13 protein-coding genes are annotated in these 10,962 nt (G+C 57.5%); 12 read left to right on the top strand and 1 reads right to left on the bottom strand.

Going from position 1 to position 10,962, the window contains the following annotated elements; translation table 11 throughout:
• Positions 1-2 precede the first annotated feature (2 nt).
• The 12 genes from HMPREF9238_RS03230 to smpB are packed head-to-tail and all read left to right on the top strand — an operon-like array spanning position 3 to position 9,075.
• Positions 3-1,178, top strand: coding sequence for a TadA family conjugal transfer-associated ATPase (locus HMPREF9238_RS03230; protein ID WP_016444012.1), 1,176 nt, complete (start codon positions 3-5; stop codon positions 1,176-1,178).
• A complete protein-coding gene (locus HMPREF9238_RS03225; protein ID WP_016444011.1) occupies positions 1,175-2,011 on the top strand; it encodes a type II secretion system F family protein in 837 nt (278 codons plus the stop codon). Before HMPREF9238_RS03230 ends, HMPREF9238_RS03225 begins: the two co-directional genes overlap by 4 nt.
• Positions 2,012-2,872 carry a type II secretion system F family protein gene (locus HMPREF9238_RS03220; protein WP_016444010.1) on the top strand — a complete coding sequence of 287 codons (861 nt, stop codon included), beginning with the start codon at positions 2,012-2,014 and terminating at the stop codon, positions 2,870-2,872.
• Between the two features lie 20 nt (positions 2,873-2,892).
• Positions 2,893-3,078, top strand: coding sequence for a hypothetical protein (locus HMPREF9238_RS03215; RefSeq protein WP_016444009.1), 186 nt, complete (start codon positions 2,893-2,895; stop codon positions 3,076-3,078).
• 2 nt (positions 3,079-3,080) lie between these two features.
• A complete protein-coding gene (locus HMPREF9238_RS03210) occupies positions 3,081-3,473 on the top strand; it encodes a TadE/TadG family type IV pilus assembly protein (RefSeq protein WP_016444008.1) in 393 nt (130 codons plus the stop codon).
• Between the two features lies 1 nt (position 3,474).
• A complete protein-coding gene (locus tag HMPREF9238_RS08560; RefSeq protein ID WP_016444007.1) occupies positions 3,475-3,948 on the top strand; it encodes a hypothetical protein in 474 nt (157 codons plus the stop codon).
• Positions 3,948-4,445 (top strand): hypothetical protein, encoded by a 498-nt coding sequence (locus HMPREF9238_RS03200; protein ID WP_016444006.1) that lies wholly within the window; start codon positions 3,948-3,950, stop codon positions 4,443-4,445. The genes HMPREF9238_RS08560 and HMPREF9238_RS03200 overlap by 1 nt, the downstream gene beginning before the upstream one ends.
• Positions 4,446-4,462: 17 nt before the next feature.
• A complete protein-coding gene (gene prfB, locus HMPREF9238_RS03195; protein WP_016444005.1) occupies positions 4,463-5,587 on the top strand; it encodes a peptide chain release factor 2 in 1,125 nt (374 codons plus the stop codon).
• Between the two features lie 8 nt (positions 5,588-5,595).
• On the top strand, positions 5,596-6,285 hold the full coding sequence (gene ftsE, locus HMPREF9238_RS03190) for a cell division ATP-binding protein FtsE (RefSeq protein ID WP_016444004.1): 690 nt from the start codon (positions 5,596-5,598) through the stop codon (positions 6,283-6,285).
• A 3-nt stretch (positions 6,286-6,288) separates the two neighbouring features.
• Positions 6,289-7,203, top strand: coding sequence for a permease-like cell division protein FtsX (gene ftsX, locus HMPREF9238_RS03185; protein WP_016444003.1), 915 nt, complete (start codon positions 6,289-6,291; stop codon positions 7,201-7,203).
• 10 nt (positions 7,204-7,213) lie between these two features.
• Positions 7,214-8,503 carry a M23 family metallopeptidase gene (locus HMPREF9238_RS03180; protein ID WP_016444002.1) on the top strand — a complete coding sequence of 430 codons (1,290 nt, stop codon included), beginning with the start codon at positions 7,214-7,216 and terminating at the stop codon, positions 8,501-8,503.
• Between the two features lie 50 nt (positions 8,504-8,553).
• Complete coding sequence (gene smpB, locus HMPREF9238_RS03175; RefSeq protein WP_016444001.1) at positions 8,554-9,075, top strand: SsrA-binding protein SmpB; 522 nt, start codon at positions 8,554-8,556, stop codon at positions 9,073-9,075.
• A gap of 66 nt (positions 9,076-9,141) precedes the next feature.
• Here smpB and HMPREF9238_RS03170 read toward each other — a convergent pair whose 3' ends face one another.
• Positions 9,142-10,947: a BCCT family transporter gene (locus HMPREF9238_RS03170; protein ID WP_016444000.1), complete on the bottom strand. Its 1,806-nt coding sequence runs from the start codon at positions 10,945-10,947 to the stop codon at positions 9,142-9,144.
• Positions 10,948-10,962 lie beyond the last annotated feature (15 nt).

Here is a 10,962-nt window from a genome sequence, read left to right as displayed (position 1 = left end):
GTATGGCTGCAATGTCGCAGGGTGCGCGGGGTGAGTGGGTCCGCAGGGCGGTAGCTGACGCGGGTTTTGACCCGGTTACTAACTCGCAGATGCTTCGCGCTGTTGTGGATCGCTCGTTCGACATTTACACCGTTGATGATGAAGAAGAACGCCAGGGAGTCACTACCGCTCTTATGGCTGATATTGGTGGTTACGGTCCGCTACAAAAGTATCTCGATGACCCAGAAGTTGAAGAACTTTACGTAAACTCTCCGTCGAAAGTGTTTGTGGCACGGCGGGGACAGTCGGAGCTAACACCTGTGATTTTAAGTTCCGAGGACGTGAAAGATCTCGTTGAACGGATGCTTCACCATTCGGGTAGGCGCCTCGATCTGTCCGCTCCATTTGTGGATGCAATGCTGCCGGGCGGGGAGAGGCTCCACGTGGTGATCCCTCCGGTTGCGGGCCGCGAATGGTCGCTTAACATCCGTAAACATTTGCACTTAGATCGCTCCCTGTGGGATTTGGTTGAAGCGGGCTCGCTGTCTCAAGAGGCAGCGCAGTTCCTGTCCGAGTCAGTTCAAGGTGGTGCCACAGTGCTGGTTTCGGGTGCAACGCAGGCGGGTAAGACCACGCTGGCGCGCGCACTTGCCAGAGAAATTCCGCCGCGTGAGCGGGTTGTCACGTGTGAAGAAGTGTTTGAACTGAACCTGCCGAATCGTGACTGCGTGGCGATGCAAACCCGCTCGGCCAACATTGAGGGCCACGGCGAGGTCAAGCTTCGCGACCTCGTGCGTGAGTCACTGCGGATGCGTCCGGATCGGATCGTGGTTGGTGAGGTGCGTGGGGCGGAGGCGCTCGACATGCTCCTATCTTTAAATGCTGGTATTCCTGGGCTTTCAACTATTCACGCAAACACGGCGCGCGAGGCTCTTCGCAAACTCTGCCTGTTGCCCCTGCTTGCCGGCGAGAATGTTACTTCCGCATTCGTTATCCCAACGGTTGGAAGTTCAATCGACCTGGTTGCGCACGTGGTGCGCGACGGGGATGGTAGGCGACACGTGCAAGAAATCGTGCGTGTTGAAGGTGCCAACGGGAGTGCGGTTTCTGCGGTCACGCTGTTCGAGTGGAATGGCAACGATCTGGTTGCCAAGAAACCGACTCCGGTAAACGATCAGTTTCAGGAGGTGTTTGCATGAACGTGATCCTTGGCGCTGGGTTCGCCCTGGGCGTCCTCCTGGTTTATTGGTCTATTACTACACCCGTGCCAAAACGGAAAGAAAAATCGCGTTCAAAGATGGCTGTTTTGGGCGCTAGGGCGGGCCTGTCCGAATCTGAAACCAACTTGTTTCGCGCTGTTCTCCTCGCTGTTCCGCTAGTTGTTTTCCTCCTGGTTCTTGGGCTTACGAGGGCGTGGCCGGTGGCGCTCGCGGTGGCGACAGCGGCTTCCTCGGTGGCACCGGCGTGGTTGTATGCGCGGATTGAACGCCACGCGGACGTGGTACGCAAGGCATGGCCGGATGTGGTGGATTCGGTATTGGCGTCCATTCGGGCGGGGGTGACGCTCCCGGAGTCAGTAGTGCAGTTGGCTCAAAACGGCCCGGAGGTGACGCGCCCGTATTTTGAAAGGTTCGCACGCGAGTATCGGGCCAATGGCCGGTTTATTGAAGCGCTTGAGGGCGTGCAAAAGGATTTTTCGGATCCGGGAGCCACCCGGTTATTTGAGGTGCTGAAGTTGGCGCGCGAGGTGGGTGGTTCAGAGTTGGGGCATTTGTTGCGCGACTTGTCAGCGGTGCTTCGTGATGACGCGCGAGTGCGTGGGGAGCTACTTGCGCGCCAGTCTTGGACGGTGAACGCGGCTAGGCTGGCGGTGGCGGCGCCGTGGATTGTGCTGGTGATGATTTCGACGAGGCTGGATGCGGCGTCAGCGTACACCAAACCGATGGGGCTTTTGGTGCTGTTTGGTGGTGGCATCGCGTGTTTGGTCGCGTATGGGCTGATGAGGCTCATTGGCCGTTTGGATGGTGTGTAAATGCTGTCTTGGGCGGTTTTAACGGGGTGCATGTTCGGTTTGGGCATGGTGATGATGATCCGCGCGGTGGCGGCTTCGCGTGAGCGTCTGGTGGTGCGAGTGCTCGCGTCTGGCCGGAATACCCGTAGCGCGCGCTCACGGCTGAGGTGGATTTCCCCGCTGTGGGAAAAGCTTGGTTCGACTGCGGTATCGGTGACGGATCGTTTGAACGCACTTTCATCTAAATCAACGTTGGAACGCTTCCGTTTGCAACAGTTTTTAGCTGGTATAGCGGGCGTGGTGATAATGACTTTGCTGATGTTCTCAATCGCGGCGGCGAGGCCAGTATCGGTGCTGCAGTGGTTGGTGATGATGCTGATTGGTTTCGTCGCCGGTGCCGTGGTGTATGACCGGGTTTTAACTATTCGTGTGAACGCGGTTTCTCGGAAGGTGTCCAGCCAGGTTGCGGATGCGGCGGAGCTGCTTGCCCTCTCGGTGTCTGCTGGCGAGTCGGTGCCGGCTGCGCTCCGTCGAGTTCAGCAAATCGTTGGCGCCGAGCTTGCCACCCAGTTGGGGGCGACGCTTGAAGATATTGATAATGGTGCGTCGCTGACTAGGGCGCTGGCGAAACTGCGCCGCACTACGCGTTCGCCGCAGCTTGGCCGCCTGCTGGACACGTTGATCGCGTCGATGGAGCGAGGTGCCCCGCTAGCAACTACGCTTCGCGAGCAGGCGCGAGATCTGCGCGATGAGGCCCGCCGCGCCCTAATGGAAGCTGGCGGTAAGAGGGAGGTCGCGATGCTCTTCCCCGTGGTTTTCATCATTTTGCCTGTAACAGTTGTTTTTGCCCTGTATCCCGGTCTGGTTGCACTGCGCTTCTAGACGCTTTGAGAGGAATATCTATGAACACAATCCTTACTTTCGTCTACTTGTGGCTGACAGATGAAGACGCGGAGCGCGGCGACGTTCCCGGTTGGGTTCTGGTCACGCTTATGACGGCTGGCCTGGTTACCGCGATTTGGGCGATAGCCTCACCTACGCTGTCGAACTTGTTTCAAACCGCTATTGAGAGTGTTAACGGCCCGTAGTCATGAGGGGTTTTCCCAGTTGGGCGCAGGCGGAGGACGGCTCGCAGATCGTGGGGCACGTGCTCGTTCAAGTGCTGGTCGTGTTCGTGGTCCTCGGTTTGTTGCAGTTAGCGTTTGCCCTGCACACCCGCAATGTCGCAATAGATGCGGCATCTGAGGGGGCACGCAGGGCGTCGCTTGTGGGTGCAACGCTGGCGGAGGGAGCGGATCGCACTTCGCAGCTGTTAGACACTGCGTTGGGCAGCGATATTTCGCGGGATGTGCGCGTGTTTGAGACATCTGTGGATGGGGAGCTTGTGGTGCGCGTCGAGGTGGACGCAACTTTGCCCCTACTCGGCCCGTTTGGGTTTGCAAACACGTTGCATGTTTCGGCGTCCTCGTGGAAGGAACCGTAGCATGTTCCGTAGGTTTTGGCAGCGCAGTGTTGGCGTGAACGAGGGCAATGCCTTCCCGTGTGGGGATGAGGCCGGGGAGGCAACCGTTGAGTTTGTGGCGATGTTGGTGATTATTTTGATCCCCGTTGCGTACTTCATTTTCACGGTTGCGGCATTCCAGGCGGCGGTGTTCGCATCGGAGGCCGCTACGCGAGAAAGTGGCCGCTTGCTCGCTAATGATCCGCTCGCGCACACGCACGTGGAGCGGCAGGTGGATCAGATTGTCACCGACTATAACGTGAGCGGCGAGCACAGCTTGGAGGTGGTGTGTGATCCAACGCCGTGCAGTCAAGCAAAGTTCGTGAGCATTGAGGTGCAAACGCAAGTGGCTTTGCCTTTGATTCCCGATGCTATGGCGAGGGTTTTGCACCCGCAGGTGCCGGTAGTTTCATCCGTGCAGGTGCCGGTGAATCGAATCGAGTTGGTGAGACAGTAATGAGGCGAGGGGGCAAAAGGCAGTATCGGCGTTGGAAGCCGAATGCGCCGGCTTGTCAGATAGCCGCGCGCGGGGCCGGCGAGGATGGCCGGATCACGCTGTTGGTGCTTGGCTTGGCGCTGTTGGTGGTGGCGGTGGTACTCGTATCAATTGCGGCAACCACTGTGCACGTGCAGCGCCGCCAGTTGCTTTCGTGCGCGGATTGGGTGGCGCTGTCTGTAGCGGGATCAACATCTGCTGCTGATTATTACGAGAATGGCTCAGCCCACGTGACGCAGGCGGGCGTGTCGGATCGGGCTGCGTCCGTGTTTAACCAGCTGCGCACCACTTCTTGCAAGGTGGGCAGTGACGCCTGGATTGAGAGCGCGACGGCGAGCGCGGGTGAGGCTCGTGTGGAGCTTGCGATGAATCCACAGATGCCTGTGTTTGGAAGCGTGCTGGATTTCATTAATCAACCTTTGACTGTCCGTGTGGTGGCGTCGGCGAAACTGCATTAATGCCATAAAGTGGAGGCGTGAGTATTGAGTTTCCCGAGGAAATTGAGAGTTTGCGCTTAACTTTCGCGAATATCGTGGCGGTTACGCACCCGGATCAGTTGCGTGAGCAGATCGCGGACTTATCGAAGCAGGCGGCGGCACCTGATTTGTGGGATGACCCGGAAAAGGCGCAGCAGGTGACGTCCAACTTGTCACACGTGCAGTCTGAACTGGCGCGCGTGACAAAAATGGGTGAGCGCATCGAGGACCTTGAGGCGATTGTGGAGCTGGCGGGCGAAGAAGAGGGCGAAGATCGTGAGCTCCTACTGGAAGAAGCTGCGGCTTCGCTGGAGAAAATCCAGCGAGATTTAGCAGATCTTGAGGTAAGGACTCTGCTGTCGGGAGATTATGATGAGCGCGCCGCAGTGGTGACGATCCGGTCAGGCGCGGGTGGCGTGGATGCCGCCGATTTCGCGCAGATGCTGCTACGCATGTATTTGCGTTGGGCGGAACGCAACGAGTACCCGACTACGGTGATGGACACTTCGTATGCGGAAGAGGCTGGAATTAAGTCCGCGACGTTCGAGGTGAATGCTCCGTATGCTTATGGCACGTTGTCGGTGGAGGCGGGCACGCACCGCCTGGTTCGGATCAGCCCGTTTGATAACCAGGGTAGGCGCCAGACTTCGTTCGCTGCGGTGGAGGTTATTCCACTGATTGAGTCTACGGATCATATTGATATTCCGGATTCGGATTTGAAGGTGGACGTGTTCCGCTCGTCCGGGCCGGGTGGCCAGTCGGTGAATACAACGGACTCGGCGGTGCGGATGACGCACATTCCGACGGGCATCGTTGTGTCGATGCAAAATGAGAAGTCGCAGATCCAAAACCGCGCGGCGGCACTTAGAGTGTTGCAGTCGCGTTTGCTTCAGCTTCGTCACGAGCAGGAGCAGGCGGCCCGCAAGGAGCTTGCGGGGGACGTGAAGGCTTCGTGGGGTGACCAGATGCGAAGCTACGTCCTCCAGCCCTATCAGATGGTGAAGGATCTTCGAACTGGTTACGAAAATGGCAACACGGCGGCCGTGTTCGACGGAGAGATCGACGATTTCATTAATGCTGGTATTCGGTGGCGTAAAGATTCTGAGGCCGGCCAGGAGCAGTAGGTGAACTAATGATTCGTTTTGACAAGGTAACGAAGGTTTATACGCGTGGCGCTATGCCCGCGATTGATGATGTGAGCCTTGAGATCGAGCGCGGTGAGTTTGCGTTTTTGGTAGGTAAGTCCGGCTCGGGCAAGTCCACGTTCCTGCAGTTAGTGCTTCGTGAGGAGCGCCCAACGTCGGGGGACGTGTGGGTGCTTGGCCAGAATGTGGGCGAGTTGTCGCGTTGGAAAGTGCCGCATTTGCGTCGCCAAATCGGCATGGTGTTCCAAGACTTTAAGTTGCTTGAGAATAAGAACGTGTACGAGAACGTGGCGTTTGCTATGCAGGTGCTGGGTCAGCCGCGCCACCAGATTGAAACGCAGGTTCCAGAGATTTTGGAGCTTGTGGGCCTGGACGGCAAGGAGCGCCGCATGCGTTGGGAGCTGTCGGGCGGTGAGGAGCAGCGCGTGGCGATTGCGCGCGCCATGGTGAATCACCCGCAGTTGCTACTCGCGGATGAGCCTACGGGTAACTTGGATCCGGAAACGTCGCTGGGCATTATGCGTTTGCTTACGCGCATTAATGCAACGGGAACAACTGTGGTGATGGCAACTCACGACGCCGAGATTGTGGATCAGATGCGTAAGCGCGTGATTGAGCTTGCCGATGGCCGCGTGATTCGGGATCAAAAGGGCGGCGTGTATGGAACGCAGGGGTAGTAAATGAGAGCGCGTTATATTTTTTCTGAGGTCGGCAAGGGCCTGTCGCGTAATAAGGCGATGGCGATTTCTGTTGTGCTGGTGACGTTCGTGTCCCTGCTATTTGTGGGGATTGCGGCGCTGGCGCAGATGCAGGTTTCTACGATGAAGTCGCAGTGGTACGACAAGATTGAGGTGTCGATCCACATGTGCGCTAAGGACGATCTCGTGGCGTCGTGTAATCAGCAGGAGGCCACGGAGGAGGAGATCGAGGCTGTCCGCGCCAAGCTCGAATCGCCGGAACTATCGGGTTACGTGTCAGAGTATTACTACGAGTCGAAGGAAGACACGTACCAGAACTTCTTGGAACTGTACGAGGGCACTCCGTTCACGCATTGGCTGACGGAGGACATGATGTGGGTGTCTTTCCGGGTGAAGCTGGTGGATCCGCAGCAGTATCGTCTGCTTGAGGAGGAGTTTTCGGGCGCCCCGGGCGTTGCGGAGGTGAAGGATCAGCGGGAGATCGTGGAGCCTTTGTTCGCGGTGATTGATAACGCTAAGTACCTCTCGCTTGGCTTGGCTGGCATTATGACTATCGCAGCGGTTTTGTTGATTACTACTACGATTCGTCTTTCGGCAATGTCGCGGGAGAAGGAAACAACGATCATGCGTTACGTTGGCGCTTCGAGTCTTACTATCCAGTTGCCATTCATGATTGAGGGCGCGTTGGCTGCTTTGCTGGGCGCGATCGGAGCGGTGGCTGCCCTGTGGGGTGGTTTGCACTTGTTTGTGAATTCGTGGCTTGCAAACACGTTCGCGTGGACGAAGTTTGTGGGCACGAGGGAGCTTCTGATTGTGGCTCCGGGCCTGATTGTGATGGCTATTTTGCTGGCGGTTATTGCTTCGGCGGTGTCGTTGGCAAAGTACACGAAGGCGTAAGGAGCGGGTCATGCGACGTAGTTTCGGTTTTGCGATTGCGGCTTTCACGAGCGCGGTGTTGGCGCTGTCTGGCGTGTCCGCTGTGGCTGCGGAGCGTGACGATTGGGTTGATAAGCGCGATCAGGCTGCGAACGAGAGTGCTGATCTTGAAGAGCAGATTGCGGGTCTCGATGATGATTTGAAAGAGATGTACCGCAAGCTGGAAGACGTGCGTAAGGATCTGCCGGTAGCCAAAGACGAGTTGGATAAGGCGCAGGCCCAGTATGCGAGCGCGCAGCGCGAGTTGGAGCAGGTGACGGATCGCCTCAACGTGGCTAAGGAAGATAAGGCGCGAATTGATGAGGAGATCGCGAAGGCTGGCTCGGAGTCGGCGCAGTCTCGCCAGGGTATTTCGCTGATGGTTCGCGAGGTGTATCGTTCGGGTGATTTCGCGTCTTCGCCGTTGATGATTGCGATGACGTCGAAGTCTACGGCTGATATTACGAGGAGGGCGGCTGGGGCCGAGACGATGGCTGTTGCCCAGTCTCGGGCGATGCTTGCCGCGCAGGATAGCTTAGCGGTGGAGCGTAACCGTTCTGCCCGCCAGGAGGCGCTCACGGATCGGATTGGCAAGCTTCAGGCGAAGGCGGAGAACGCGGAGCGGATTGCGTCTGAGTCGAAGACGCTCGCGCAGACTAAGCTCAGCGAGTTGGAGTCGCTGGAGCAGAAGGAGGCCAAGCGGGCCGACGATGTTTCGAAGGTGCGCGAAGAGGCTCAGCGTCAGCTGGCGGCTTCAGAACGTGATTACCAGGTTGCCCGCCAGAACATTGCGCGCATTGATGAGGAGAACCGGCGCAAGCAGGTTGAGTGGCAGCAAAACCAGGTGCCATCTGCGGGCGGTGGCAGTTCGGTGCAAACTTCGGGTGTTTTGAGCTACCCGTTGGGCCAGCGCTATCCGCTGGCGTCGCCGTTTGGCTATAGGTGGCACCCGGTTTATCAGACGTGGCGTTTGCATGAGGGCACTGACATTGCAGCTCCGTGTGGCACACCGGCGCTCGCTACGGCTAATGGTGTGGTGAGTTTGGTGACGTGGTCGCCTACGGGCGGTAACTATTTGGCGCTGAACTATGGGCTAATTGGCGGGAACTCGTATCAGACGTACTATCTACATTTGCAAAGCGCCGCAGTTTCGGTTGGGCAAACGGTTTCGCGCGGACAGGTTGTTGGATACGTGGGTAGCACGGGTGCTTCCACTGGCTGCCACTTGCACTATGAAGTGGTACTTAATGGCACCAATGTGGATCCGGCGAATTACCTGTAATATGACAGATCCGGTTGTATGTGGCGGGTCTGAATGTGAGGAAGGCTGTTATGGCTAAGTCTGGGCAGCAAAAGTTGACGCCTGCGCAAAAAGCTAAGGCACAGGCGGATGCAAAGAAGGTGATTGCTCGCAATAAGCGCGCCACCCATGACTATTTCATTGAGGACCGGCTTGAGGTTGGCCTTGTGCTGACGGGCACGGAAGTGAAGGCGCTGCGTATGGGCAGGGCGTCACTTACGGAGGCGTGGGTGGAGATTTACGAGGGCGAGGCTTGGCTCAGGCAAGCGAATATCCCGGAGTATTTTCAGGGCACCTGGAATAATCATGCACCGACGCGTAAGCGCAAACTGTTGATGCATCGCAGTGAGATTTTGAGCTGGGGGATGAAAGCTCAGGCCAAGGGGTACACGATTGTGCCGCTGGAGCTTTATTTCATTGAAGGCCGCGCGAAGCTACTGATTGGGCTCGGGCGTGGTAAGCAGCAGTGGGATAAACGGCAGGCGCTACGCGAAGCACAGGACAAGCGGGAAGCTCAGCGAGAGATCCAAAGGTTCGCTAAAGGCATTCGTTAGGTTTTGCATGATTAAGGGCGCGGGAGTCACCTCCCGCGCCCTTCACCGTTGTTTCTCGCCGCGCTGTTATCTTTGTTTGCGGCCCCGGTCTGCACCTACGGCTTGACGGATGGCCTTGTTGCGGCGGCGAATCTCTTCGCGTTCGCGGCGGTGACGGCGCTCGATGGCCAGCTGGCGTTGGAATGCCTCTTGCGAGCGCTGGTCTAGGTAGACCACGTCGTTGCGAAGGTCTTTAACGATTGCGAACATGAGCGCTATAACTATGAACAAGAATGGAGTGGCCGCAACGATGGTTACGGATTGAATGTTTGAAAGCGCACCGTCGCCTCCGGAGACCAGCAAAGTCAGGCCAATGGAGGCCGTGAGTAGGCCCCAGATTCCGGCTAACCACGGGGAGGCGGAGGAGCGTCCTCCTTGGGAAATGGATGCCATGACGGTGGAGGCCGAGTCGGCTGACGTGATGAAGAAGGTGCCTAAGAGGACGACGGCGATGATGCCGAAGAAGAAGCCTCCCGGTAGTTGGTGAAGCAGGTTGAACAGCTGGCTTTCTGCACTGCCGTCACCCCAGATTGATTGACCATTGGATTCGAGGAAGATGGCGCTGCCGCCAAAGATTGCGAACCAGACCGTGGACAGGCCGGCTGGCACGAGCATTACGCCCATGCAGAATTCGCGAATGGTGCGGCCGCGCGAGATACGGGCGATGAACATGCCCACGAAGGGGGACCAGGAGATCCACCATGCCCAATAGAAGATGGTCCATCCCGATAGCCAGGGGCCGGCGGTACCGTCTGCGGAGACGGCGGTGCGCCCCGCCATTTCGAAGAATTGCGATAGATACGCGCCGATGGAGCCGGGAAGCAGGTTTAGTTGCGCAATGGTGGGACCGAGTACGAACACGGCCAGTGCTAGCACGACCGCGAGAATCATATTGACGTTGGACAGGTAGCGGATGCCTCGGCCAACTCCAGACATTGCGGAGAGCAGGAACGCGAGGGTTAGTACCGCGATGATCGTGACGATGAGGCCGGTGCCAGGATCTTCTACGAGGTCGGCAACTTCTAGGCCAGCGCGGATTTGGAGGGCACCGAGGCCCAGTGAACATGCGGTTCCAAATACGGTTGCGAAGATGGAGAGAGCATCGATGGTTTTACCAACGGCTCCGTTGACGTGGCGTTCACCGATGAGTGGGGTGAATGCGGAGGAGATAAGTTGGCGCCTGCCGATCCGGTAGGTGGAGTAGGCAATGGCGAGGCCGACGATGGCATACATGGCCCAGGGGTGGAGGGTCCAGTGGAACATGGCCGATGCCATGGCGGTACCTACCTCATGCGGGGCGTGGTTTGGTACGCCGTCACGGTAGAAGGCGAGGGGTTCGGATGCTCCGTAGAACATGAGGCCGATGCCCATGCCGGCTGCGAACATCATGGCGATCCACGATGCGTTAGAGAATTCGGGTTGCTCGTCTGCGGCTCCCAGGCGAATCTTGCCGAATTTGGAGGCAGCGATGACGATGACGAAGATGACGAAGATGGTTGAGAAGAGTACGAATGCCCAGCCAAGGTTGGTTAGTACCCAAGTGAGCATGCTGTTCGCGGTGGCTTCGAAGTTGTCTGGTTTGCCTAGTCCCCAAACGACGATGGTGAGGATTAGAAGCATGGCGGGGATAACTACCGGCCAGCTGATGGATTGATCTTCAGTTTCAGAAATTAGTTCAACGGGCTTTTCTTGCAGGTCTGCCGCGTTGATGTGTTTTTCTTCGGATAGTAGCGCCGCAAGTTCTGACGCTGCGGTGGTTGTACTTTCTGTTGGTTGTGTATCTGTTATTTCTGGTTTCGTATGTTGCGTGTCTCGATTTTCGCTATTTGCCATACTTCTATTGTTCAA

The sequence above is a fragment of the Gleimia europaea ACS-120-V-Col10b genome, from assembly GCF_000411155.1.
In the GTDB taxonomy this organism is placed as follows: Bacteria; Actinomycetota; Actinomycetes; order Actinomycetales; family Actinomycetaceae; genus Gleimia; species Gleimia europaea_B.
Note: the sequence above shows the minus strand (reverse complement) of the source record. Positions and strands in the feature narration are given on the sequence as shown.

What these genes read in the sequence shown, in the direction of transcription:
- HMPREF9238_RS03215 (WP_016444009.1), top strand. Translation starts at nt 2,893, where the DNA reads ATGAACACAATCCTTACTTTCGTCTACTTGTGGCTGACAGATGAAGAC.
- HMPREF9238_RS03180 (WP_016444002.1), top strand. Translation starts at nt 7,214, where the DNA reads ATGCGACGTAGTTTCGGTTTTGCGATTGCGGCTTTCACGAGCGCGGTG.
- ftsX (WP_016444003.1), top strand. Translation starts at nt 6,289, where the DNA reads ATGAGAGCGCGTTATATTTTTTCTGAGGTCGGCAAGGGCCTGTCGCGT.
- smpB (WP_016444001.1), top strand. Translation starts at nt 8,554, where the DNA reads ATGGCTAAGTCTGGGCAGCAAAAGTTGACGCCTGCGCAAAAAGCTAAG.
- HMPREF9238_RS03230 (WP_016444012.1), top strand. Translation starts at nt 3, where the DNA reads ATGGCTGCAATGTCGCAGGGTGCGCGGGGTGAGTGGGTCCGCAGGGCG.
- HMPREF9238_RS03220 (WP_016444010.1), top strand. Translation starts at nt 2,012, where the DNA reads ATGCTGTCTTGGGCGGTTTTAACGGGGTGCATGTTCGGTTTGGGCATG.
- ftsE (WP_016444004.1), top strand. Translation starts at nt 5,596, where the DNA reads ATGATTCGTTTTGACAAGGTAACGAAGGTTTATACGCGTGGCGCTATG.
- HMPREF9238_RS08560 (WP_016444007.1), top strand. Translation starts at nt 3,475, where the DNA reads ATGTTCCGTAGGTTTTGGCAGCGCAGTGTTGGCGTGAACGAGGGCAAT.
- HMPREF9238_RS03210 (WP_016444008.1), top strand. Translation starts at nt 3,081, where the DNA reads ATGAGGGGTTTTCCCAGTTGGGCGCAGGCGGAGGACGGCTCGCAGATC.
- HMPREF9238_RS03200 (WP_016444006.1), top strand. Translation starts at nt 3,948, where the DNA reads ATGAGGCGAGGGGGCAAAAGGCAGTATCGGCGTTGGAAGCCGAATGCG.
- HMPREF9238_RS03225 (WP_016444011.1), top strand. Translation starts at nt 1,175, where the DNA reads ATGAACGTGATCCTTGGCGCTGGGTTCGCCCTGGGCGTCCTCCTGGTT.
- HMPREF9238_RS03170 (WP_016444000.1), bottom strand. Translation starts at nt 10,947, where the DNA reads ATGGCAAATAGCGAAAATCGAGACACGCAACATACGAAACCAGAAATA.